The 24140-nt window shown below is 60.1% G+C and carries 15 protein-coding genes and 5 pseudogenes; 8 read left to right on the forward strand and 12 right to left on the reverse strand.

The genetic code is table 11. The annotated features are described in order from the left end of the window. The first annotated feature begins 16 nt into the window (after window positions 1–16). Window positions 17–2344 carry a fimbria/pilus outer membrane usher protein gene (locus IF103_RS08580; protein WP_189672992.1) on the forward strand — a complete coding sequence of 776 codons (2328 nt, stop codon included), beginning with the start codon at window positions 17–19 and terminating at the stop codon, window positions 2342–2344. After that, window positions 2341–3315, forward strand: coding sequence for a Csu type fimbrial protein (locus IF103_RS08585; protein WP_023379715.1), 975 nt, complete (start codon window positions 2341–2343; stop codon window positions 3313–3315). Before IF103_RS08580 ends, IF103_RS08585 begins: the two co-directional genes overlap by 4 nt. 63 nt (window positions 3316–3378) lie before the next feature. Here IF103_RS08585 and IF103_RS08590 read toward each other — a convergent pair whose 3' ends face one another. Further along, window positions 3379–4527, reverse strand: a complete 1149-nt coding sequence (locus IF103_RS08590) for a M14 family metallopeptidase (protein WP_023379716.1) — start codon at window positions 4525–4527, stop codon at window positions 3379–3381. 82 nt (window positions 4528–4609) lie between these two features. Continuing rightward, window positions 4610–4939 (reverse strand): annotated as a pseudogene (locus IF103_RS08595) (RHS repeat domain-containing protein); the annotation flags it as partial. Window position 4940: 1 nt separating this feature from the next. Here IF103_RS08595 and IF103_RS08600 point away from each other — a divergent pair. Next, window positions 4941–5451, forward strand: a pseudogene (locus IF103_RS08600) (transposase); the annotation flags it as partial. Here the strand turns inward: IF103_RS08600 and IF103_RS08605 are convergent. The 5 genes and pseudogenes from IF103_RS08605 to IF103_RS08625 all read right to left on the reverse strand — a co-directional run. Next, a complete protein-coding gene (locus IF103_RS08605; RefSeq protein ID WP_023379718.1) occupies window positions 5448–5858 on the reverse strand; it encodes an Imm44 family immunity protein in 411 nt (136 codons plus the stop codon). The pseudogene IF103_RS08600 and the gene IF103_RS08605 sit on opposite strands and share 4 nt — an antisense overlap. 372 nt (window positions 5859–6230) lie before the next feature. Continuing rightward, window positions 6231–8675: pseudogene (locus IF103_RS08610) on the reverse strand (RHS repeat-associated core domain-containing protein); the annotation flags it as partial. Between the two features lie 354 nt (window positions 8676–9029). Next, the gene (locus IF103_RS08615; protein WP_202676023.1) at window positions 9030–9611 is read right to left on the reverse strand and encodes a hypothetical protein; all 582 of its coding nucleotides are present in this window, start codon (window positions 9609–9611) and stop codon (window positions 9030–9032) included. 401 nt (window positions 9612–10012) lie between these two features. Then, window positions 10013–10768 (reverse strand): annotated as a pseudogene (locus IF103_RS08620) (RHS repeat-associated core domain-containing protein); the annotation flags it as partial. A gap of 159 nt (window positions 10769–10927) precedes the next feature. Beyond that, a pseudogene (locus IF103_RS08625) lies at window positions 10928–11146 on the reverse strand (type VI secretion system tip protein VgrG); the annotation flags it as partial. 435 nt (window positions 11147–11581) lie between these two features. Here IF103_RS08625 and IF103_RS08630 point away from each other — a divergent pair. From IF103_RS08630 to IF103_RS08650, 5 genes are all read left to right on the forward strand, one after another. Further along, entirely contained in the window at window positions 11582–12136 is a 555-nt protein-coding gene (locus tag IF103_RS08630; RefSeq protein ID WP_202676024.1) for a helix-turn-helix domain-containing protein, read from the forward strand. A 27-nt stretch (window positions 12137–12163) separates the two neighbouring features. Next, the gene (locus tag IF103_RS08635; RefSeq protein WP_027907633.1) at window positions 12164–13510 is read left to right on the forward strand and encodes a glutamine synthetase family protein; all 1347 of its coding nucleotides are present in this window, start codon (window positions 12164–12166) and stop codon (window positions 13508–13510) included. Window positions 13511–13594: 84 nt separating this feature from the next. Beyond that, window positions 13595–14368 (forward strand): gamma-glutamyl-gamma-aminobutyrate hydrolase family protein, encoded by a 774-nt coding sequence (locus tag IF103_RS08640; protein ID WP_023379724.1) that lies wholly within the window; start codon window positions 13595–13597, stop codon window positions 14366–14368. A 70-nt stretch (window positions 14369–14438) separates the two neighbouring features. Beyond that, entirely contained in the window at window positions 14439–15797 is a 1359-nt protein-coding gene (locus tag IF103_RS08645) for an aspartate aminotransferase family protein (RefSeq protein ID WP_023379725.1), read from the forward strand. Between the two features lie 252 nt (window positions 15798–16049). Next, window positions 16050–16604, forward strand: coding sequence for a helix-turn-helix domain-containing protein (locus IF103_RS08650; protein ID WP_202676025.1), 555 nt, complete (start codon window positions 16050–16052; stop codon window positions 16602–16604). 140 nt (window positions 16605–16744) lie between these two features. Here the strand turns inward: IF103_RS08650 and IF103_RS08655 are convergent, their stop codons facing one another. The 5 genes from IF103_RS08655 to IF103_RS08675 are packed head-to-tail and all read right to left on the reverse strand — an operon-like array spanning window position 16745 to window position 24120. Then, window positions 16745–18355, reverse strand: a complete 1611-nt coding sequence (locus tag IF103_RS08655; RefSeq protein ID WP_023379728.1) for an ABC transporter ATP-binding protein — start codon at window positions 18353–18355, stop codon at window positions 16745–16747. A 1-nt stretch (window position 18356) separates the two neighbouring features. Beyond that, window positions 18357–19376: an ABC transporter permease gene (locus tag IF103_RS08660; protein ID WP_023379729.1), complete on the reverse strand. Its 1020-nt coding sequence runs from the start codon at window positions 19374–19376 to the stop codon at window positions 18357–18359. A gap of 1 nt (window position 19377) precedes the next feature. Beyond that, window positions 19378–20451 carry a microcin C ABC transporter permease YejB gene (locus IF103_RS08665; protein ID WP_023379731.1) on the reverse strand — a complete coding sequence of 358 codons (1074 nt, stop codon included), beginning with the start codon at window positions 20449–20451 and terminating at the stop codon, window positions 19378–19380. 1 nt (window position 20452) lies between these two features. Beyond that, complete coding sequence (locus IF103_RS08670) at window positions 20453–22294, reverse strand: extracellular solute-binding protein (RefSeq protein WP_202676026.1); 1842 nt, start codon at window positions 22292–22294, stop codon at window positions 20453–20455. Next, window positions 22291–24120: an extracellular solute-binding protein gene (locus tag IF103_RS08675; protein ID WP_027907631.1), complete on the reverse strand. Its 1830-nt coding sequence runs from the start codon at window positions 24118–24120 to the stop codon at window positions 22291–22293. The genes IF103_RS08670 and IF103_RS08675 overlap by 4 nt, the downstream gene beginning before the upstream one ends. Window positions 24121–24140 lie beyond the last annotated feature (20 nt).

Here is a 24140-nt window from a genome sequence, read left to right on the forward strand (position 1 = left end):
GAAATGGCTGTCACTGATGGCGCGTCCATGGTGCCTGGGGGCTGCTGTGTTAAGCCCCAACCTCGGCGTGGCCGACGACCTGCCGCCGCCTCCCACGGAGATGGCTGCCGTCGCCGACGCCACGTTGTACCTCGATGTATGGGTGAACCAAGTGCCCAGGGTTGAACTGGTACCGGTCCAGCAGCGCAACGGACGTCTCTATCTGGAAAGCGACGTGCTTCGCAGTGCGGGTATCGACTTGCCGGGCAACCCCCAAGGGGAAGTGGAGCTGGATGCCGTGCAGAGCCTTCACGTCGATTACGACAGTCAGAACCAGCGCCTTATGCTGCAAGTGCCCCCCGCATGGCTGCCAGACCAGCAGGTCGGCGATCGCAACCTGTATCCACCCAGCGACGCCCGCAGCAGCTTCGGCGCATTGTTCAACTACGACCTCTACCTTAATGATACCGATGAGGGTGGTACCTACCTCGCTGCCTGGAATGAACTGCGCTTGTTCGATAGTTGGGGCTCGTTTGCCACCACCGGCCAGTGGCGTCAGTCGTTCCAGCGCATGCCAGGCGATGACAGCCGTCAGGGTTTCCTGCGCTATGACACCCTATGGCGCTACACCGACGAACAGCGCCTGCTGACCTACGATGCCGGTGACCTGGTCACCGGTGCTTTGCCCTGGACCGGATCGGTGCGCGTCGGCGGTGTGCAGGTGTCGCGCGACTTCGGCGCCCGGCCGGACCTGGTCACCTACCCACTGCCGGCATTTGCCGGTGAAGCAGCAGTGCCGACGTCGCTGGACCTCTTCATCAACGGCTACAAGAGCAGCACCACCGAGCTGCAACCGGGCCCCTACACCTTGACTAACGTGCCTTTCATCAACGGTGCGGGTGAGGCCGTGGTAGTCACCACCGACGCACTCGGCCGTCAGGTTTCCACCACCTTGCCGTTCTATGTCACCAGCACCTTGTTGCAGAAAGGCTTGTCGGATTTTTCGGTGGCGGCTGGCAGCTTGCGCCGTGACTATGGCGTGCGCGACTTCAGCTATGGCCCAGGCGTCGCCTCAGCCAGCCTGCGCCATGGCGTTTCCGACAGCTTCACCCTGGAAAGCCATGTCGAGACCGCCGAATCGCTGTTGCTCGGTGGCTTGGGCGGGAACATGCGGCTGGGTAACTTCGGCGTGCTCAATGCGGCCCTGGCCCAAAGCCAGTTCGAGGGGGAAAAAGGCCATCAGGTCGCGTTCGGCTATCAATTCAACAGCCAGCGGCTGGGTTTCAATTATCAGCGCTTGCAGCGTCACGGCGGCTATGCTGATCTGTCACGGGTCGATACCCCGGACATGCAGTTGAGTCAGCGCAGCGAGCAGGTCACCGCGAGTCTGAACCTGAATCGGTACGGTAGCCTCGGTGCCGGCTATTTCGATGTGCGCGCCGGCGATGGCACACGGACCCGCCTGCTCAACCTGAGTTGGAGCAAGCCGCTTTGGGGCAACAGCAGCCTGTATCTGTCGGCGAATCGCGAGATAGGCGACAGCCAGTGGGCAGTGCAGGCCCAGCTGGTGATCCCGTTCGACCTGCACGGAACCCTGGCCCTGAGTACCGAGCGCAGTCAGCAGGGCGAAGACCTGCAACGCGTGAACTATAGCCGCGCCGTGCCATTGGGCGGTGGAGTTGGCTACAACCTGGGGTACGCCACGGGCGGTGACCGCGACGCCTACCGCCAAGCCGATGTGACCTGGCGCCTGCAGTCGGTGCAGTTGCAGGTCGGGGCCTACGGCAGCAGTGGCGCGATGACCCGCTGGGCAGATGCCACCGGTTCCCTGGTGTGGATGGACGCCGGCCTGTTCGCCGCCAACCGCATCGACGATGCCTTCGTAGTGGTCAGCACCGGCGGTTATGCCGATATCCCCGTGCGCTACGAAAACCAGGAGGTGGGCCGTACCGACCGGAACGGCCACCTGCTGGTGCCCTATGGCAGCGGCTACTACCGCGGCAAGTACGAGATCGACCCCATGAACCTGCCGCCGGACATCCTGGCGGCAGAGGTGGAGCAGCGAGTAGCGGTGCGGCGAGGCAGCGGCTATTTGCTGGAATTTCAGCTCAAGCGGGTGATGGCGGCGAGCATCGAACTGGTCGATGTTGGCCAGCAGGCACTCAAGCTGGGCAGCCGTGTGACCCACCAGCAAAGCGGTGGACAGGCGGTGGTCGGCTGGGATGGCCTGGTGTACCTGGAGAATCTGTCGCCGCACAACCGCCTGCGCGTCGACCTGGAAGGGGGCGGGCAATGTCAGGTCGAATTCGATCTGCCTGAAGGGGAGGGCTCGATTCCACTGATCGGCCCACTGGTGTGCCGATGAAGGTGAGACTTGGCGGCTTGCTGTCGTGCGCACTGGTGTCGACCGGGCCTGCCTGGGCGGGATGCACATTGGTATCGACCGCGCCCGCTGCTTTCGGCACGGTCAACTCGACCCTGGTACGCACCGTCGTGCAGAGTGCCTCCACAACCAATGCCGGGCTTCAATGCACGGGCTCTTTGTTGGCGCTGCTGTCGACCACTGACCATTTCTATCTCACGATCACATCGTCGACGACCGGTCTGGTTGGGCCGACGGGGGATGTCATCCCCTATACGATCTATGGCGATAACACTACGTCCTATCCCATCAGCCGCGGCACACCAGCGTTCGACTTCGCACCCAAGGGCATCCTCGAAGCACTCGGGCTGCTTGGCAGCACTGCGCCCAAAACCGTGCCGCTGTACTTCAGGACCCAGATCGGCAGCAATGTGGCGGCAGGCTTGTACCAGGAAACCCTGACCCTTTCCTGGAACTGGGATTATTGCGTGGGGGTCGCCGTCGGCGGCCTGTGCCTGGCGGGGCGAGATTCCGGTAGTGGCAGCAGGTCGCTCAATGTGAGCCTGACCGTGAGCAACGACTGCCAGATCACCACACCCAACATCAGTTTCGCCAGCGCGCCGGTGGTGAGTGGGTTTGGCACGGTTAGCCAGAGCGTGAGCTTGTCCTGTACCAAGGGCAGCAGCTACACGGTAGGGTTGGACGACGGGCAGAACGTATCGGGCGGACGGCGCCGGATGAAATCCAGCGCCAACAATTACCTGGCGTACGACATCTTCAAAAGTGCCGGTGCGGTGCGCTGGGGGGCGTTGAGCAGCGCCCGGCGTTCGAGCAGCGATGCCGACATAAACCCGGGCAATGGGACTGGTACCGGGAGCCAGGTCTTCAACTACAACGCTAAGGTATACACCGACCAGGCCACACCGCCGGCGGCGACTTACATCGATAATGTGGTGCTGGACGTGCAGTTCTGACACCGCTGTTGCGGCCCCCACAGCCTCGTGGGAGCCGGCTGGCCGGCGAGGACGCCGACAACCTCAACGCAAATCATCGACCATCTTCGACAATGTCTCCAACACTGCCCCGGCCAACGCTTTCGACCGCGCCCCCGACCATCCGGTCTCAGGGTTGGGCGCATCGTCATGATCCTTGAACGGCATCTCCAGGGTCAGCGACAGGCAGTCATGGGCCATGCCCACCGCATTGCACGCCAGGGTCGTATTGGCCTGCCCCGGTTCGTCACGGGTATAGCCATATTCGGTCTGAAAGTCTGGCGTCACCCTGCACAGCGTGCTGCGGAACTGCGCCTCCAGCTTCGCCAGCCGCGGCGTGTACCCTGGGTTGCCTTCACAGGCGGCGGTGAACACATGCGGAATTTCCTCATCGCCATGCACGTCGATGAACGCATCCACGCCGTACTGTTTCATCTGCGCCTGGGCGAAGAACACTTCTGGGCTGAGCTCGACGCTGGCGTCTTGCCAGGCCCGGTTGAGGTCCTTGCCCTTGAAGTTGGTACGCAGGTGGCCGAGGACGGCGCCGTCGGGGTTCATGTTCGGGATCAGGTACAGGTCTGCCTTGGCCAGCAGTTGCTGCACCACCGCGTCGTTGGCTTGCAGGCGGTCGATCACACCCTCCATGAACCACTCGGCCATGTGCTCGCCCGGATGTTGCTGGGCGATCAGCCACAACTTGCGTTTGTTTGCAGCGCCATCGCCTGCGCGCAGCAACGGAATATCGCGGCCCTGCACGCTGCGGCCGCTAGCCAGCAGCTCGACTCCCGGAATCTGCCGGGCGCGTTCGATCAGCTGGTTGTGACGGGCGCGGGGGTAGGGCTCGAAATAAGCGAACCAGATCTGCTCCTGTTCGGCCTTCACTTCGAATGACAGGGCCTTGCCATCGAACTGGCTGGGGACCCGGAACCAGGATTGCTGGTCGTAGGACGCCACCGCGTTGTAGCCACTCCAGGCGTTCTTGTAGGAAGACTGCGAAGCGTTGTCCAGGCTGAAGCGATGGACCTGGCCGGGCGTGAGACCGCTGACCTTGAAGTGGAACCACTGGAAATGGCCGCTGTGCGTGTCCGGGCGGATGGCCAGGTGCACCCGGCTCGGGTTGCTGGCATCCAGTACCTGGATGTTGCCGGAATCGAAATCGCAGTCGATTTTCAGGGGGGACAGCGTTGCGGTCATTGTCAGGCTCCTGGGATTTTCGTGGGGGTACTGTACACCGCCTTGGGGCTCGGCGTGCACCAGCGTTTAGGTTGAGTTCCTAGGTCTTCTGGCCCAGCAGGTTGCCGGCCGGGTCGAAGGCGAAGGTCGGGACTCCCTGGCGACTGGTGGCTTGCAGCAGGCGGCCCACCGGGTCGTACTGATAGGCCAGGTGACCACGGCGGGTGTCGTGGATGTCGGTCAGCTGGCCGACGGCATCGTATTGATACTGGCGCTTGAGCAACGTGGACTTGCCGTCGTGGCTACCCAGCCATTGCTCCTGCAGGCGACCCGCCGGGTCCCACGCCTGGGTCTGCATCAGCTGGTTGCCCTGATGCCGGACCACCTCACGGTGCAGAGCATCGCGCTCGTAGGCCAGCAGCTCATGCTGGTCACGCCTGATGCTCGATGGTGTGCGCTGGGTGCTCTGCTTGGGGGCTGCGTGGCGAGATGTTCCGGAGCGCTTCGGCCCAAGGTCAACGGTGTATCAACGGTTTCGAGGCTGGCGTCATCATGGGGCATTCGATCAGATGCTCAAACGGTTACATCTGAGATTGAATGAGCAAGGGTTGATCGATTTGCAAACCTGGATAGTCGACTCAACCGCAGTACGCGCAACCCGAGTCTCATCTGGCGCTCGGAAAAAGGGGGGCTGACGAGCCTACCGGTCACGCTCTAGGCCGCAGTCGCAGTGGAATGAAGCGCAAACCCAAACCTGGCCTACCCAGACTGTTTGAAAGGCCCAAGTACCGACAACGCAACCTCATCGAGCGCATGTTTGGCTAGCTGAAAGAAAATAGGCGCATCGTGACACGTTTCGACAAGCTCGCGAAAAGCTAAGAAGCCACGGTCTCGCTGGCTTGCTCCATGCAGTGTTTGCGACATCTCTTTTCGTCCAGCGCCTAAGTAGGATTTAATTCTAAACGCGCCCTTTCAATCACTTCCTTTAACAAATAGTAATCCTCATATTTTAGCTTTAAGTTCTTCATTTCACCCATCATATCTACAGAGCGCAACAGTGCGTCTAGCAGTAGGTTGACCTGCTGGTTTTCATCAGCATCTCTAAACTCAGAAAATGGCAACTGCACTCGCAGCTCTACATCTTTTTTTGCCTTATGATAGCGTTTCAATTCCGGATAACTTTCCAACCACTCATCGCGCATAATTATAAAAATAACACTCCACTTCTCGAGGTCGCCGACCAAATTAACCTTGTCTAAAATTCGATTTATTACAGGCTCGATTTTGTTACGAGCAGCGTGCTCAGCCTTACCTACCAGCGCTTCCTTCTCGCTCGACATCCAAACTTTCATAAGCCACTCCTAGAAATCGCTTTTATTCAAAGGAGGCCTACCCCCTCCGTTATGAGCCTTATAATCCAAGATCTGCCGATGCTGCCAAGCATGCATCTCCCTTTTCGTGCCAGAAACTTCGATCTGCATATTCACGTTATTTTTATCGAGATATGCTTTTGTATACCGTCTTGTGCCCATCGTCGTTTCGCCAAACTTCATAATTTTTTCATCATCATTACGATCTCTCAGCGTGTAACCAACTGCTAAAGCAGTAGTATTTAAGTTATTGCCATGAACTTTTTCTGAGGTCTCGGTCTCACACGGACACGGTATCGAAGGATCTTTCCCTGCCCCAAACCGCCCATTCGACTGACGCGGCTGTCCTTTCCACAGCCCCAACGGGTCAATCCACTCCACAGGGTTCGGCGCATAGGCAAACAGGTTTAAACCGCCGCCGTAGCTAATCGGGTCCTGGCTCACAAACCGCCCAACCCTCGGATCATAGTACCGATACCGGTTGTAATGCAGCCCGGTCTCATGATCGTGGTACTGCCCCTGGAAGCGAATCGGGTTGCTCATCCCAACCTGCTTGGCCCACTCCGAGCGCACCTCGCGCACGTCACCCCACGCCTTGTACTGCCCCGCCCACGCCACCTCTCCGTGGTGGTCGGTCAGCTCCATCGGCGTACCGAGGTGATCGCACTGGTACCAGGCAATCGCATCGATCGGCTGCGGCTTCACTTCGTGTTGCCACAGCGGGTCCTGGTCGATGTCGTATTCGCGTCCACGCCAGTCCGGCTGCCGTAACAGGCGAATCGGTGCCTTGCGCAGCGCCTGCGCGACGGGCACGAAGCTGTCCGGTTCGTACAGGTAATGCACCGTCCGCCCAGTCTCGCCTTCGTCCTGCGGTGGCGAGCTTTCCCAGGCGAGGTTGTCGCCATCCCAGCCGTACAGCGTGTAACCGCAACCCAGTTCGCGCTGGCGCTTGGCGCGTTGCATCTGGTTCCAGCCGCTGCCCGCACGGGGATCGTCGTAGTGATGCGCGGTCGAGTGTTTGTGCAGGCGACGGCCCAGCGCGTCGTAGCTGTATGCCACGCTGAGCTTGCCATCGTCGAAGCGGACCAGACGGTCGAACAGGTCCCAGGTCAGGCGGGCCTTGTCGCCGTTGTGCAGGCGGTGGATGAGGTTGCCGCGTTCGTCGTACTGGTAATGCGTGCCGGCGTACTCGCGCAGCAGGTTGTCCATCAGCTTGTTGCGACGCGGGTCGCTTTCCAGCGGGCGGTTGAGTTCCTGGGTCTTCTGGTCCAGCAGGTTGCCGGCCGGGTCGAAGGCGAAGGTCTCGACACCCAGGCGACTGGTGGCTTGCAGCAGGCGGCCCACCGGGTCGTACTGATAGGCCAGGTGACCACGGCGGGTGTCGTGGATGTCGGTCAGCTGGCCGACGGCATCGTATTGATACTGGCGCTTGAGCAACGTGGACTTGCCGTCGTGGCTACCCAGCCATTGCTCCTGCAGGCGACCCGCCGGGTCCCACGCCTGGGTCTGCATCAGCTGGTTGCCCTGGTGCCGCACGACCTCGCGGTGCAGATCATCGCGCTCGTAGGCCAGCAGCTCATGCTGGTCGATGGTCATGCCCAGCACGTGACCGCTGCCGTAGGTGAGCGTGCTGACCTTATGGCCATCGGGGCGAATCGTCGCCGTGCGCAGGTTCAGCGCGTCGTACTCGTGCCTCCACACCGCGACCATCGGCACAGCGGTCTTGAGGTAGTACTGATGCTCGCGAGTGAGGTTGCCCGCTTCGTCATGGAACCATTGCAGCTTGCTGTCGGCATTGATGGCCTGGATCAGCTTGCCGTTGCCGTCGTAGGCAAAGGTTTCTTCCTGGCGCTGGTCGCCCTGGCGGGCCGTGCGCGAGGCCAGACGCCCGACGGCATCGAAGGTGATGTCGATCCGGCGTTGACCGACCTGGGTGCTGGCCAGTCGACCGCTGTCCGGGTCGTACTGGTAGCGGGTGACCAAACCATCGAAGCCCTTTTCTTCCAGCAGGCGGCCGACCGGGTCGTACAGGAACGTGGCCTTGCTGTCGTTCTCGTTCTCCAGCCCGATCAGGCGGCCCAGCTTGTCCCAGCGGTAGCGCAAGGTGTGCTCGTTGGCGTCGACCCGTTCGACCAGTTTGCCGGCCGCGTCGTAGGACCAGGTGGTGCAGCGGTCCAGCGCGTCGACGTGGGCCAACAGGCGGCCTTCGGCATCGCGTTCGAAACGCTCTTCGGTGTTGTCGGGGTGGGTGACTTTCGCCAGCTGACCGGCCTTGTACGCGTAGGTGGTCTTGTTGCCCGCCGCATCGGTGAACAGCACCAGACGACCGACGTCGTCGTACTCCCATTGACTGGTCTTGCCCGAGCAGTCGGTGTACTCGATCAGCTGGTCCGCCGCGTTGTACGCCAGCTTCTTCTCGTTGCCGTTGGCATCCTTGATCGCCTTCACCAGGCCCGAAGGCGTGTAGGCGAATTCGGTCTTGTTGCCCAGCGGGTCGGTGGTTTCGACCAGGTTGCCTTTCCGGTCGTAATCACGCAGCCACAGGCCGCCTTCTGCGTCGCGGATCTTGATCGGGTGACGACGGTCGTCGTAGGCAAAGTGCGTCTTGCTGTGGTCGGCACGGATATGGCGAATGACGCTGCCTTGATCGTCGTAGTCGTAGCGGTCTTCGCTGCCATCGGCGTGCACGTGGCGCAGGAGCTTCTTGCGCTCATCGCGGAACAGCCACTCGGAGCGTTCGTCCGGGTAGCGGATGCGATACAGATGGCCCTGGATATCGTAGTAGTACCAGGTACTCTTGGCCTAAAGTCCTGCGGAAACGAGAAAGATCAATGTACTCCCGAACACTCTTAAAATCACCACCCAAAAAAGCACATTGCTTTTTCGTGCAAATGCATAGTGATAGACTTCAAGAAGCCCGCGAAATATATTGTAGCCTATCTTTTTTGCGTAATTCCTCACATATAGATCTGTCGAAAACAGAATTGCGCTATACATTCTGACGTGATGTTATGACCAAAACCCTTGCCAAGGATCCCTCGGTAGCGCAGCCCCTTCACGCATTAAATTCATATAAAGGGGCGCATTGACTCCAGCGACACCAGAATGGGAGACCTTATAATCCGACATCACCAAAGCCCGATCAAATAAACATCAAGTTGTTTGAACTATAAATCTACCCTGCACTTCGCCATCTAGCCTCCCGAGTAGCAGTGTCCCTATACCACCTACAAGAATTCCCTTATGTGAAGGAACCGCTTTATTCAAGCGGGAGCTATTAATCTGTAGGGCATAGCTCATTCCTGGCGTAAATTCTTCATCCTGGAGCCAGCATGGAGTCCCACCAATCTTTGCGATCCCATTTTCATCACTGTCTTCGCCTTGATTTTTGACAACAGAAATCAATCTTGGCGGTAAAAAATCCGTACCATAGCCATAAATTGGCTGCGCGCCCGGAGAATAAATCAACACATCTCCTCCTTCCTCCATGACCTCATCAATATAGTCATCACTCATTTTAGAGTAGGGTACAAATACAGAGACCAACTTAGCACCATCCAGCTTGACATCACTGTATTCAGCCAAAAAGGAAAGCGGAAAACACGCTAAGTGGAGCTTAGGGTTGCCTTGACGGTCTAAAGGCCAGCTTATGGAGCCTGGTAGGTGCGCCCCACCGCCTAGATAAGGTTTACGCAGATCAAATTCGCCCTCTTCAAAAGTCAATTCATTAAACATCCCACACCTCCAAATCAAATCGTACAAGGACAGTTCGACAAGAACTGCTCCGCTTCCTGCCTTAACTGCCGGGCTCGAGAGGCCGGCAGGCCTGATGTTCGCAACGCTCCCTGCCAAATATCCATCTGACGCCTACTAGGACGTCCGTTTGTATCATATTGAAACTCATCCCGGCCAAGCCCTAAGTGCTCAGCAGCAAGCTTGTTCTCATTTCTGTGAACTTGCTGATGTATGGTTTTTGGTATGGCAATTGAAGGATTCGCTTTATTTCTAACCCCCTCAGGCGTCAGACGCATTTGCTCCAGCAACTCATTCCTCACAAACTCATGGGCATCCAACTTGTCTCCTCTATTGGGTTTGCTGGTTAAACTCCCGTAAGTTCCAAGCTGGCAATCTCTTGCAAGCCCGAGCATGTCGCGCCAACCGATGGGGTTCGGTGCGTACTCAAAAAGATTAAACCCTCCACCGTAGCTGATCGGGTCCTGGCTCACAAACCGCCCAACCCTCGGATCATAGTACCGATACCGGTTGTAATGCAGCCCGGTCTCATGATCGTGGTACTGCCCCTGGAAGCGAATCGGGTTGCTCATCCCAACCTGCTTGGCCCACTCCGAGCGCACCTCGCGCACGTCACCCCACGCCTTGTACTGCCCCGCCCACGCCACCTCTCCGTGGTGGTCGGTCAGCTCCATCGGCGTACCGAGGTGATCGCACTGATACCAGGCAATCGCATCGATCGGCTGCGGCTTCACTTCGTGCTGCCACAGCGGGTCCTGGTCGATGTCGTATTCGCGTCCACGCCAGTCCGGCTGCCGTAACAGGCGAATCGGTGCCTTGCGCAGCGCCTGCGCAACGGGCACGAAGCTGTCCGGTTCGTACAGGTAGTGCACGGTCCGCCCGGTTTCGCCTTCGTCCTGCGGTGGCGAGCTTTCCCAGGCGAGGTTGTCGCCATCCCAGCCGTACAGGGTGTAACCGCAACCCAGTTCGCGCTGGCGCTTGGCGCGTTGCATCTGGTTCCAGCCACTGCCCGCACGGGGATCGTCGTAGTGATGCGCGGTCGAGTGTTTGTGCAGGCGACGGCCCAGCGCGTCGTAGCTGTACGCGACGCTGAGCTTGCCATCGTCGAAGCGGACCAGACGGTCGAACAGGTCCCAGGTCAGGCCAGGCGTCGAAGGCGGCGGCGCCGCGGCCCACGTCCTTGGCGTCGATGGTGTTGAGTGGGGCGACCGCGACTTGCGCTTCGCGTTGCTTGGTTTCGCCACTCATGCCAGCACCTCACTGCCCAGCGGGCGCTTGGCCGGGTTGGCGGGAGGGCTCAGGCCGTGCAGGCCACGGCCGCTGTCGTCGAGCTGGAGGAAGGCGGGTTTGTGCAGCAGGCGTTCCAGGTCCAGCGAGGGGCGCTCGCTGACCAGCTCGAGGTCGATGGCGTAGGGTTGGCTGATGGCTTCCGTGCCGTCGAAGGCGAGGACCTGGAAATCGTGCTCCAGGCCGTCGATGTGCAAGCTGAAATGGGTCTGGTTCGCGGCGGCAAACATCCCTGTCCTCCTTTAGGAAAACGTAGTGAAAACGACTGCTGTCCGTCGCGCGAACACGGCAGGGAACGGAACCGAAGTCCGGGAAATGGGCTGGTTAGGCGCGAAGCCTGCGCCGTGGCAATCACTGGAAACACTACGGGAAGGGATTCCCAGGTATGTCAGACGCGGGTCGACACGACTCGTAGGATTGGGACTACAGCGGGTGGAAGGGCTAAACGTCGCACTTGCTCGGCATTCTCTCTGCGATGCCTGTTGAGCTTTGCGGCAAAGGTTGCACTGCGCATCAGTGTCGGGCTTCTTGCCGGCAAGCCGGCTCCTACAGGACTGGAGTGGGCTTGCCCTTGGCCAGAAAATGACACGTCGCTTGACTCGTGAATTTTTTCATGTATTTTTTCATGAAAAATAAGTCTAAAAATTTCACGGTGGCTCTAAGCGATGAAGATGCACGAAGAGGTTGAGGCCCTGGCGATCCTTATTCACGACCTGCGCAAATTCAAGAACCTGTCGTTGAGCGAACTGGCTGAGCGCGCTGATCGTTCGGTGGGCTACCTTTCCCGGGTCGAGCAGGGTGCTACCCGTCCCACCGTGGCGGACCTTACCGCAATCAGCGAAGCGCTCGGCGTTTCCACCGCATACTTCTATAACCTGAGCAAGCCTCGCGCCGTCAGTTGGGTGACTCGCCCTCATGAGCGACGCACGTTGTACTTCGGCTCGGGCATTACCGATGTGCTCGCTTCGCCCACTATCGCTGGCGCCTTCTCCATGCTCGACAGCCTTCTCGAGCCGGGTGCGACCAGTGGCGAGCAGTACCTGAGCGACCGTTCGGAACAGGGCTGCTTCGTGCTCGAGGGTGACCTGACGGTGTGGTTGGACGACAGCGACGCCGTGACACTCCATGCAAACGACAGCTTCCAGCTGCAACCCCACGCGCACTTGCGTTACGCCAATCTGACGGACAAGCCCACCCGCGTGCTTTGGGTATTCAATTGAATTCGTTCACATCACAAGGATAAGAAGATGAGTCTCATCTTTCCGGATCTGTTGACTGAAGTGCGCTCGTTCCGAGCGGAACACCCAGAAGTACGGTATGTCGACCTGATTGCACTGGATATTCCCGGGCACTTTTATGGCAAGCGATACCCAATGGACATGCTCGAGAAAGTCGCAGCCGGCGCCCCGCTGAAGGTGCCGCAGAATTGTGTACTGCTGGGCACCCAGGGTGGCCTCTACCCGATTGGTGACTACTGCTTTGCCGATGGAGACCCGGATGCAGCACGGCGCCTGGTGCCTGGGACGTTGAGACCGGTGCGCTGGGAAAAGGAAGTGATCGCACAGATGCTGATGACTTCGGACGGCACTGCAAATCCTATCGAGTTCGAGCCCCGTGAAGTGCTGGCCCGTGTGGTCGAACGTCTTGCCAAGCGCGGCATCCGCCCGGTCGTGGCCTTCGAGCTTGAGTTCTACCTGTTCGATCGCAAGCTCAAGGACGGCCTGCCGCGGTTCCCGCGCGATACCGCGACTGACGATGAAGATGATCAGCCGAACATGCATATCGAACGGTTGTCGCGATTTTCGTCCGTACTGCATGAGATGGTCGATGTCGCTAACGAGCAGGGCGTGCCGGCAAACGTCATCACGGCGGAGCTTGGCCCTGGCCAGTTCGAAATCAACTTCTCCCACAGCGACGATGCGCTGAGCGCGGCGGACTGGTCGGCGCTGTTCTGCCGCAGCACTCGCGGTGTCGCGATGAAGCATGGCTATCGTGCAAGCTTCATGAGCAAGCCATACCTGGACGCCCCGGGCAGCGGGATGCATGTGCATGTGAGTCTGTACGACGACGCTGGCAACAACATCCTCGCCGGTCGCGAACAGCGCAACTTGCGCCATGCGGTGGCCGGGTGCCTGGAGCTGCTTCCCCATTGCATGCCGATCTTCGCACCCAACCATAATGCCTACCGCCGCTACGGGGCCATGGTCAACGCTGCCAGCGTTGCGAGCTGGGGCTTCGAAGACCGCGACGCCTGCATTCGCATTCCCGAGTCCGACTCGCGCAACGTGCGTATCGAACACCGGCTCGCCGGCGCCGATGCCAATCCGTACCTGGTGCTGGCGGCCATCCTGACTGGGATGGAGCATGGCCTGGATCGCGGCATCGAACCCATTGCGCCACTGAACGACAACCGCAAGAGCGGTATCGACTTTCCCAAGGATGCCCTGAGCGCAATAGCCGCCATGCGCCACCATCCGGTGGTCAACGAGGGGCTAGGCAGTGAGTTCGTGATGGTCTACTGCGAAAACAAATACCAGGAGCAACTGGATTTTCTCAATGACATCAGTGCTCGCGAATATCGCTGGTTCTTGTAAGTGCCAATAGCCAAGTCATGACGCTGCACCCTCTATTCAACAAGTTTGAATTTAACTCCCAACACTGATTTGCCGGAGGATGATATGCCACGTGTGCCCGTTATCGGCATCACAGCATGCACCCGCATGATTGAACAGCATGCGACCCAGATTATCAGCGAGAAGTATGCGCGCGCTGCGGCCAAGGCGGCGTGTGGTTTACCAATCGTGATTCCCAGTCTCGCTGACTTGATGGATACCGCCGACATAATCGACACGGTGGATGGGCTGATCTTTACCGGCTCGCCGTCCAATATCGAACCTTTCCATTACAACGGCCCAGCCAGTGCACCGGGAACTCATCACGACCCTGTGCGCGACGCCACGACTTTACCGCTCATGCGTGCAGCCATCGCGGCAGGCGTTCCGGTACTTGGCATTTGCCGTGGCTTCCAAGAGATGAATGTTGCGCTGGGTGGCACCTTACATCAGAAAGTTCATGAGACGGGTTCATTCATGGACCACCGCGAGGGCAAGGATGAACCCATGGAAAAGCAATATGGCCCGCGCCACACGATGCATATACAGCCAGGCGGCATGATGGACCGCATGGGGTTGCCGGCGATCATCGATGTCAATTCCATACATGGCCAGGGCATAGATGTGTTGGCGCCTGGGTTAAGGGTGGAAGCGCGTGCACCGGATGGCCTGGTGGAAGCGATCTCGGTGGAAGGCAGCAAGGGATTTGCCCTGGCCGTGCAATGGCACCCGGAGTTTCAGGTGCTGGAAAACCCACATTACCTGACGATCTTCCAGTCGTTTGGAAAAGCCTGCCGGCAACGTTCGGTGCTGCGCCAACTGATGTTGAAGTCCGCCTGAAAACTGCCCGATCCCGCATTTAGAAAAGTATCCGCGCAGCCCGCCTGCGTATATTGATGGAGAGAAGTCGATGAGTGAAAAGAATTCGCAGACCCTTGCCTGGCAAGCGATGAGTCGTGACCATCACCTGGCACCTTTCAGCGATGTCAAACAACTTGCCGAGAAAGGCCCACGTATCATTACCTCTGCCAAGGGCGTGTACCTGTGGGACAGCGAAGGCAACAAGATCCTCGATGGCATGGCCGGCCTGTGGTGCGTGGCGGTCGGCTACGGTCGTGACGAGCTGGCCGACGTGGCCTGCCGGCAGATGAAGGAACTGCCGTACTACAACTTGTTCTTCCAGACCGCGCACCCACCCGCGTTGGAACTGGCCAAGGCGATTGCCGACGTGGCCCCCCAAGGCATGAACCATGTGTTCTTCACCGGCTCCGGTTCCGAGGGCAACGACACCGTGGTGCGCATGGTTCGTCACTACTGGGCGATCAAGGGCAAGAAGAGCAAGAAGGTCATCATTGGCCGCATCAACGGTTACCACGGCTCCACCGTGGCCGGTGCGGGGCTGGGCGGCATGAGCGGCATGCACCAGCAGGGCGGCCTGATTCCGGATATCGTGCACATCCCGCAGCCGTACTGGTTTGGCGAAGGCGGCGACATGACCGAGGCCGAATTCGGTGTGTGGGCGGCCGAGCAGCTGGAACAGAAGATTCTTGAGGTTGGCGTGGACAATGTCGCCGCCTTCATCGCTGAGCCGATCCAGGGAGCCGGAGGTGTCATCATTCCGCCGCAGACCTACTGGCCGAAGGTCAAGGAAATTCTGGCCAAGTACGACATCCTGTTCGTCGCCGACGAGGTGATCTGCGGCTTCGGTCGAACCGGCCAGTGGTTCGGTACCGATTACTATGGCCTTGAGCCCGACCTGATGACAATCGCCAAGGGCCTCACCTCTGGCTACATCCCCATGGGCGGTGTGATCGTGCGTGACGAAGTGGCCAAGGTGCTCGGCGAAGGCGGTGACTTCAACCATGGCTTCACTTACTCCGGTCACCCGGTGGCGGCTGCGGTAGGCCTGGAAAACCTGCGTATCCTACGCGACGAGAAGATCATCGAGCGGGTCCGCGAAGAAACCGCGCCCTACCTGCAAAAGCGCCTGCGCGAGTTGGCCGACCACCCGCTGGTGGGCCAAGTGCGCGGGTTGGGCATGCTCGGTGCGATCGAGCTGGTGAAGGACAAAGCCACTCGGGCGCGCTACGAAGGCCAAGGGGTCGGCATGATCTGCCGCCAGCACTGTTTCGACAATGGCCTGATCATGCGCGCCGTGGGCGATACCATGATCATCGCGCCGCCACTGGTCATCAGCATCGAAGAGATCGACGAACTGGTGGAAAAGGCGCGCAAGTGCCTGGACCTGACCTACCAGGCCATTCAGTGAGGGTAGGGCGTCTCGGTAGGGGCCAAGCGGTTCCCGCCGAGGGGCTCGCTTCACTGCCTTGAAGCAAGCGCGGTGGCGGGCTTGATTTGTGAAGGCATTCCTGTATTTTCCATGCCAATCATTTCTATGTTGCTTAGCCGCGCTTGATCTTGGGTCGTACGTTTACTTCGCACAAACTCGTGAACCCGCCTTCATGTTGTCGAGCCCATTGAAGATCACGGCATGCGATGTTCTTGCGTTCAAGGTTCAAGCATGAAAGTTCACGAAGAAATTGAAGAGCTGGCTGTACTCATTCGCGACTTGCGCAAGTTCAAAGGCCTGACACTGGGCGAGCTGGCTCAACGTATTGGCCGTTCGGTGGGTTTTCTCTCCCAGGTAGAACGGGGCGTGTCGCGTCCAACCGTGGCGGACTTGACGGCGATCAGTGAAACGCTCGGTGTGTCGACGGCGTACTTTTACAACCTGGACAAACCCCGTGGGCTTGACTGGGTAACCCGTCCTGAGGCCCGTCGTACGCTGCATCTGGGCGGTGGTATTACCGATGTGCTGGTCTCGCCCACGATCAACGGGGCTTTTTCCATGCTGGACAGCCACCTCGAACCAGGGGCTAGCAGCGGGGAGGAATACCTGGATGACAGTTCGGAGCAGGGCTGCTTCGTGCTCGAAGGCGAGTTGACGGTTTGGCTGGACGACGGTGAGCCTGTGACGCTTCGCACCAATGACAGCTTTCAGTTGCAATCCCACGCACGTTTTCGTTACGCCAACCTAACGGACAAACCCACCCGCGTGCTTTGGGTCTTCAATTGAGGCACGCGCAGTGAGACTGTTTTTTCGCCAGCTCGCCAAGGCTCGTGACCTTCTGCAGGGTGTGCTGAAACCACACGCTCGGCGAGCAGAAGACGCGGTACGCCTCCTGATCCCCGAGTAGTTGGTTTTTCGCGGGCAACCTATCCGACCGCTTCCACTTCCAGGAACGCCGCCTCCAGCAGCTGCCGCGTATAGGCATGCTGCGGCGCATGGAAGATTGTCTGCGCATCCCCTTGTTCCACCACATGTCCATGCTTGATCACCATCAACTGGTGACTCAGCGCCTTGACCACCGCCAGGTCATGACTGATGAACAGGTAGGTAAGGTTGTACTTGCTCTGCAGATTGCGCAGCAATTCCACGACCTGCCGTTGTACGGTCCGGTCCAGCGCTGAAGTTGGCTCGTCCAGCAAGATCAGTGCAGGCTTCAACACCAAGGCCCGGGCAATCGCGATCCGCTGACGTTGGCCTCCGGAAAACTCATGGGGATAACGGTGACGGGTCCGCGGATCGAGCCCCACTTCCTCCAGTGCCGCGATAATCGCCGCTTCCTGTTCCTGCGCAGTGCCGATGCGGTGGATACGCAAACCCTCGCCGACGATGTCCGCCACGCACATGCGCGGGCTCAGGCTGCCGAAGGGGTCCTGGAACACCACCTGCATTTCCCGCCGCAGTGGCCTGACTTCCTTCTGGTTCAAGCGCTCCAGGTTCTGCCCGTGGAACCGGATTGCCCCCTGGCTTGAAATCAAGCGCAGGATGGCCAAGCCCAATGTCGATTTACCGGAGCCGGACTCACCCACGATCCCTAGCGTCTGCCCCTGGGGCAGGCTGAAGTTGACGCCATCCACCGCCTTCACATGGTCAACCGTGCGCCGCAGAAGCCCCTTTTTGATCGGGAACCAGACCTTGAGGTCCTTCACCTCCAGTAGCGGCGCGCCCTCCGGGTTATGTGCAGGCAAACCGCTGGGCTCGGCGTTGATCAGCATCTGCGTGTAAGGGTGTTGCGGTGCGCTGAACAGTTGGCTGCAGTCGGCTTGTTCGACGATCTGTCCGCGTTGCATCACGCACACGCGGTGGGCGATGCGCCGCACCAGGTTGAGGTCGTGGCTGATCAACAACAGGGCCATGCCCAGGCGCTTCTGCAGTTTCTTGAGCAGCTCAAGAATCTTCAGCTGAACTGTCACGTCCAGTGCCGTGGTTGGTTCGTCGGCGATCAGCAGTTCAGGCTCGTTGGCCAGGGCCATGGCGATCATCACCCGTTGGCGCTGGCCGCCGGACAGTTCATGGGGCAAGGCCTTCAGACGCTTCTTCGGCTCGGGAATACCGACCATTTCCAGCAGTTCGAGGGTGCGGGCGGTGGCTTGCTTGCCCGTCAGGCCCTTGTGTATCAGCAGGATCTCGTTGATCTGTTTCTCGATGCAGTGAAGCGGGTTCAAGGAGGTCATTGGCTCCTGGAAGATCATCGCGATGCGGTTGCCGCGAATGTGGCGCATGGCCTTTTCGCTTTGATGCAACAGGTCCTTCCCCTCGTAGCGGATGCTGCCGCCGGGGTGGCGTGCGAGGGGGTAGGGCAGCAAGCGCAGGATCGAGTGGGCGGTCACCGATTTGCCCGAACCGCTCTCGCCGACCAGGGCCAGGGTCTCGCCCTTGCGGATGTCGAAACTGATGCCATCGACCACGCGGTTGACCTGCTCGCCGGTGACGAACTCCACCGCAAGGTCACGGACTTCGATCAGGTTGTCTTCGCTCATGTCATTTCCTCGGGTCGAAGGCGTCACGGGCGGACTCGCCGATGAACACCAGCAGGCTCAACATCACCGCCAGTACGGCGAAGGCGCTGATGCCCAGCCAGGGCGCCTGCAGGTTGGATTTGCCCTGGGCCACCAGCTCACCCAGCGAAGGCGCGCCGGGCGGCAGGCCGAAGCCGAGGAAGTCCAGGGCGGTCAGGGTGCCGATGGCGCCAGTGAGGATGAAGGGCATGAAGGTCATGGTCGAAATCATCGCGTTGGGCAGGATGTGCCGGTACATGATCGCGCCATTGCGCATGCCCAGGGCACGGGCGGCGCGCACGTATTCGAGGTTACGCCCGCGCAGGAACTCGGCGCGGACCACGTCCACCAGGCTCATCCAGGAGAACAGCAGCATGATCCCCAGCAGCCACCAGAAATTGGGCTGAACGAAACTTGCCAGGATGATCAGCAAGTACAGCACCGGCAAGCCCGACCAGACCTCCAGGAAGCGCTGTCCGGCCAGGTCGACCCAGCCGCCGTAGTAGCCCTGCAAGGCGCCGGCAATGACGCCGACGATGGAGCTGAGCACGGTCAGCGTCAGGGCGAACAGCACCGAAACGCGGAAACCGTAGATCACTCGGGCCAGCACGTCGCGTCCCTGGTCATCGGTGCCCAGCCAGTTGTCGGCCGAAGGCGGCGCAGGGGCTGGGACCTTTAGGTCGTAGTTGATGCTCTGGTAGCTGAACGGAATCGGCGCCCACAGCACCAGGCTGTCTTTCTTGGCCAACAGCTCGCGGATATACGGGCTCTTGTAGTTGGCCTCCAGCGGGAATTCGCCGCCAAAGGTGGTCTCTGGGTAGCGCTTGAACGCCGGGAAATACCATTGGCCGTCGTAACGCACGGCGATGGGTTTGTCGTTGGCGATCAGTTCGGCACCCAGGCTCAGGCCGAACAGAATGATGAACAGCCACAATGACCACCAGCCCCGGCGGTTGGCCTTGAAGCGCTCGAAGCGCCGACGGTTGAGAGGGGACAGGGCCATGTCAGTGCTCCCGGCTGGCGAAGTCGATGCGTGGATCGACCAGGGTGTAGGTCAGGTCGCCGATCAGTTTCACCACCAGCCCCAGCAGGGTGAAGATGAACAGGGTGCCGAAGACCACCGGGTAATCGCGGTTGATCGCCGCTTCGAAACTCATCAGCCCCAGCCCATCGAGGGAGAAGATCACCTCGATCAGCAGCGAGCCGGTGAAGAAGATTCCGATGAATGCCGACGGGAAGCCGGCGATCACCAGCAGCATGGCGTTGCGGAACACATGGCCGTACAGCACCCGCGACCGGCTAAGGCCCTTGGCCTTGGCGGTGATCACATACTGTTTGTTGATCTCGTCGAGGAAACTGTTCTTGGTCAGCAGGGTCATGGTGGCGAAGTTGCCGATCACCAGCGCGGTAATCGGCAGTACCAGGTGCCAGAAGTAGTCCAGTATCTTGCCGCTGGTGGACAGCGCGTCGAAGTTGTTCGAGGTCAGGCCCCTGAGCGGGAACCAGTCGAAGTAGCTGCCGCCGGCGAACAGCACGATCAGCAAAATGGCGAACAGGAACGCGGGAATGGCATAGCCGACGATGATCGCCGAGCTGGTCCAGACGTCGAAGTGGCTGCCGTGACGCACTGCCTTGGCGATCCCCAGGGGGATCGACACCAGGTACATGATCAGGGTGCTCCACAGCCCCAGCGAGATCGACACCGGCATCTTCTCTGCAATCAGGTCGATGACCTTGGCGTCGCGGAAGAAGCTTTCCCCAAAATCCAGTTGGGCGTAGTTCTTGATCATGATCCACAACCGTTCCGGCGCCGACTTGTCGAAGCCGTACATCCGCTCGATCTCGGCGACCAGCGCCGGGTCAAGGCCTTGCGCCCCTCGGTAGCTGGAACCGGCCACCGAGACCTCCGCGCCACCGCCGGCGATGCGGCTGGTGGCGCCTTCGAAGCCTTCGAGCTTGGCGATCATTTGTTCCACCGGGCCACCGGGGGCGGCCTGGACGATGATGAAGTTGATGATCAGGATGCCGAACAGCGTTGGAATGATCAGCAGCAGGCGTCGCAGGATGTAGGCCAGCATGTCAGTTGGCCTCATCGGCAGGGGCCGCTGTATCCGGCGTGGCCGGGGCGACTTCGGGCTTGATCCACCAGGTGTCGATGCCCACGTCGTATTTGGGCGACACGTTCGGGTGGCCGACGTTGTTCCAGTAGGCCACGCGCCAGGTCTTGATGTGCCAGTTGGGGATCACGTAGTAGCCCCAGAGCAATACACGGTCCAGTGCCTTGGTATGGTTGATCAGGCTCTGGCGCGAATCGGCGTTGATCAACTGCTCGACCAGTTGGTCGATGGCCGGGTCGCGCAGGCCGATGAAGTTGCGGCTGCCGGGGTTGTCGGCGGCGGCGCTGGTCCAGTACTCGCGTTGCTCGTTGCCGGGCGAGTTGGACTGCGGGAAACCACCGACGATCATGTCAAAGTCGCGCGAGCGCAGGCGGTTGATGTACTGGGAAACGTCGACCCGGCGGATGTTCAGGTCGATGCCCAGGTCGGCCAGGTTGCGCTTGAACGGCAGCAGGATACGCTCGAACTCGGTCTGTGCCAGCAGAAACTCGATGGACACCGGCTTGCCCTGGGCATCGACCATCTTGTCGTCGACGATCTTCCAGCCGGCGTCCTGCAGCAGCTGGTATGCCTTGCGCTGTTGCTCGCGGATCACGCCGCTGGCATCGCTGACCGGGTTGTGGAATGCCTCGGTGAAGACCTGCTCGGGGATCTTGCCGCGCAAAGGGTCGAGAATCTTCAGTTCATCGGCGCTGGGTAGGCCACGGGCGGCCATTTCGGAGTTTTCGAAGTAGCTGCCGGTGCGGGTGTAGGCACCGTTGAACAGCTGTTTGTTGGTCCATTCGTAGTCCAGCAGCAGGCTCAGCGCTTCGCGTACGCGTACGTCCTGGAACAGCGGGCGGCGCAGGTTGAAGATAAAGCCTTGCATACCGGTTGGGTTGCCGTTGGGCAGCTCTTCGCGAACCAAGCGACCTTCACGTACCGCCGGTACGTTGTAGGCGGTGGCCCAGTTCTTCGCGCTCATTTCCAGCCAGTAGTCGAATTGCCCGGCCTTGAGCGCTTCCAGGGCCACGGTGTTGTCGCGGAAAGCGTCGAAGGTCATGGCGTCGAAGTTGTAGAAACCTCGGTTGATCGGCAGGTCCTTGGCCCAGTAGTCCTTGACCCGCTCGTAGCGAATCGAACGGCCAGCCTTGACCTCGGCCACCTTGTACGGGCCGCTGCCCAGCGGAATTTCCAGGTTGCCGCGGGTGAAGTCGCGGCCCTCGTACCAGTGCTTGGGCAGCACTGGCAGTTGGCCGAGAATCAGCGGCAGCTCACGGTTGTTCCCGTGCTTGAACTTGAACAGCACCCGCAGCGGATCTTCGGCGACCACTTCGGCCACGTCGGCATAGTACTGCCGGTACAGCGGCGCCCCTTGCTTGGTCAGGGCATTGAAGGTGAACACCACATCGTCGGCCCGCATCGGGTGGCCGTCATGGAAGCGGGCTTCGGGGCGCAGGTAGAAGCGCACCCAGCTGTTGTCCGGGGCTTTTTCGATCTTGCCGGCCACCAGGCCATACTCGGTGAACGGCTCGTCCAGGCTCTGGCGCATCAACGTGTCGTAGATGATGCTGATGTTGTCGGCGGCGACCCCTTTGTTGATGAAGGGGTTGAGGCTGTCGAAGCCGCCGAAGCTGGACTGACGGAAGGTACCGCCCTTGGGGGCGTCCGGGTTGACGTAGTCGAAGTGCTTGAAGTCGGCCGGATACTTGGGCGCTTCGTCGTAAAGGGTAAGCGCATGTTGTGGCGCGGCCAATGCCGGTAGGCTCAGGCAGGCGAGCAACAGGCTGCCTGCCAGCCGGCGCAGTCGATGCGTTGGCATCATTGGGCTTTCTCCGAAGTCTTGAGCCACCAGCTGTTCAAGCCCAGTGTATAGGGCGGTGTGGCGACGAAAGCGAACCGGTTGCGGTACGCCAGGCGGTGATTGTCGAGATACCAGTTGGGAATCATGTAGTAATGCCACGAAAGCACACGGTCCAGGGCGCGGGCGGCGGCGACCTGGTCGTCGCGGGTACGGGCGGCGAGCAACGTGTCGAGCAGGTGGTCGACCACCGGGTCCTTGACCCCAGCATAGTTCTTGCTGCCCTTGGTGGTCGCCTGGCTGGAGTGGAAGTACAGCCATTGCTCGAGCCCAGGGCTGAGGGTCTGGTTCAGGGTCATCAGGATCATGTCGAAATCGAACTGGTCCAGGCGCTGTTTGTACTGGGCCCGGTCCACGGTGCGCAGGCGCGCGTCGATACCGATGCTCGCCAGGTTTTCGACATAAGGTTGCAGGATGCGTTCAAGGTTGGGGTTAACCAGCAACAGTTCCATGCGCAACTGCTGGCCTTTGTTGTTCACCAGGCGTTGGCCGTCAAGCTTCCAGCCGGCTTGGGCGAACAGGGCCAGGGCCTGGCGCAGGGTCTGGCGGTTGATACCGCGGCCATCGGTGTGGCTGACCTTGTAGGGCTCGGTGAACAGCTTATCTGGCAACTGGTCGCGGAACGGTGCGAGCAGCAGCCATTCCTTGCCGGTGGGCAGGCCGGTCGCCGCGAACTCGCTGTTGGGGTAGTAACTGGTCGAACGCCGGTAGGCGCTGCTGAACAGGGCGCGGTTGGTCCACTCGAAATCGAGCATCAGGCCCAGGGCCTGACGAACCTGCGCATCGCTGAAGGTGGCGCGGCGGCTGTTCATGAACAGCCCTTGGGTCTGGGTCGGAATGCGGTGGGGTATTTGCGCCTTGATCACATCACCCCGGCGCACCGCTGGAAAGTTGTAGCCGTTCGCCCAGTTCTTGGCCTGGTGCTCGATATAGATGTCGAATTCGCCGGCCTTGAAGGCTTCGAAGGCCACCGTGGCGTCGCGGTAGAACTCGTACTCGACACGGTCGAAGTTGTACTTGCCCCGGTTGACCGCCAGGTCCTTGCCCCAGTAATTCTTCACACGCTCGAACACCAGGCTGCGGCCTGGCTGCACCTGGGTGATGCGGTATGGGCCGCTGCCCAGCGGCGGCTCGAAGGTTGTGGCCTTGAAGTCGCGGTTTTGCCAGTAATGCTTGGGCAGCACTGGCATTTCTCCCAAACGCAGGATCAGCAAGGGGTTGCCAGTGCGCTTGAACACGAAGCGGATACGCAGCGGCCCAAGAATATCCACCCGCCGCACTTCCTGCAGATTGGTGCGGTAGATCGGGTGGCCCTCCTTGAGCAGGGTTCGGTAGGAGAACGCAACGTCTGCCGAAGTGATCGGGTGACCGTCGTGGAATCGGGCTTCAGGACGCAGGTTGAATACCACCCAGCTGCGGTCCTCGCTGTATTCCACCGAGCGGGCGATCAGGCCATAGCTGGAGGTCGGTTCATCACCGGATGGGTCGTACTGGCCGGTACCGATCATCAGCGGTTCGTTCAGCTCGCTAATGCCGTATTGCAGGAAGTTCGGTGTGGTGACCGGGCTGGAGCCCTTGAAGGTGTAGGGGTTGAGCGTGTCGAACGTGCCAAATGCCATGGCCCGCAACGTGCCGCCTTTGGGCGCTTGCGGGTTGACCCAGTCGAAATGGGTGAATGTGGCCGGGTACTTGAGCGTGCCGAACTGCGCGTATCCGTGGCTTTCGCTCACCATCGCGACTGCGGGAAAGCTCAAGGCCAGGCTGAGTGACAGCAGGAGGGGACGTATCAATTCGGCATCCGATCCAGAGG

The organism is Pseudomonas sp. SK2 (assembly GCF_016772395.1).
Taxonomy (GTDB): domain Bacteria; phylum Pseudomonadota; class Gammaproteobacteria; order Pseudomonadales; family Pseudomonadaceae; genus Aquipseudomonas; species Aquipseudomonas taiwanensis.

Bases quoted from the DNA above. Each gene is read 5' to 3' on its own strand.
- IF103_RS08585 (WP_023379715.1), top strand. From the start codon at position 2,341: ATGAAGGTGAGACTTGGCGGCTTGCTGTCGTGCGCACTGGTGTCGACC.
- IF103_RS08645 (WP_023379725.1), top strand. From the start codon at position 14,439: ATGAGTGAAAAGAATTCGCAGACCCTTGCCTGGCAAGCGATGAGTCGT.
- IF103_RS08640 (WP_023379724.1), top strand. From the start codon at position 13,595: ATGCCACGTGTGCCCGTTATCGGCATCACAGCATGCACCCGCATGATT.
- IF103_RS08590 (WP_023379716.1), bottom strand. From the start codon at position 4,527: ATGACCGCAACGCTGTCCCCCCTGAAAATCGACTGCGATTTCGATTCC.
- IF103_RS08660 (WP_023379729.1), bottom strand. From the start codon at position 19,376: ATGGCCCTGTCCCCTCTCAACCGTCGGCGCTTCGAGCGCTTCAAGGCC.
- IF103_RS08655 (WP_023379728.1), bottom strand. From the start codon at position 18,355: ATGAGCGAAGACAACCTGATCGAAGTCCGTGACCTTGCGGTGGAGTTC.
- IF103_RS08615 (WP_202676023.1), bottom strand. From the start codon at position 9,611: ATGTTTAATGAATTGACTTTTGAAGAGGGCGAATTTGATCTGCGTAAA.
- IF103_RS08670 (WP_202676026.1), bottom strand. From the start codon at position 22,294: ATGATGCCAACGCATCGACTGCGCCGGCTGGCAGGCAGCCTGTTGCTC.
- IF103_RS08635 (WP_027907633.1), top strand. From the start codon at position 12,164: ATGAGTCTCATCTTTCCGGATCTGTTGACTGAAGTGCGCTCGTTCCGA.
- IF103_RS08650 (WP_202676025.1), top strand. From the start codon at position 16,050: ATGAAAGTTCACGAAGAAATTGAAGAGCTGGCTGTACTCATTCGCGAC.
- IF103_RS08630 (WP_202676024.1), top strand. From the start codon at position 11,582: ATGAAGATGCACGAAGAGGTTGAGGCCCTGGCGATCCTTATTCACGAC.
- IF103_RS08665 (WP_023379731.1), bottom strand. From the start codon at position 20,451: ATGCTGGCCTACATCCTGCGACGCCTGCTGCTGATCATTCCAACGCTG.
- IF103_RS08605 (WP_023379718.1), bottom strand. From the start codon at position 5,858: ATGAAAGTTTGGATGTCGAGCGAGAAGGAAGCGCTGGTAGGTAAGGCT.
- IF103_RS08580 (WP_189672992.1), top strand. From the start codon at position 17: ATGGCGCGTCCATGGTGCCTGGGGGCTGCTGTGTTAAGCCCCAACCTC.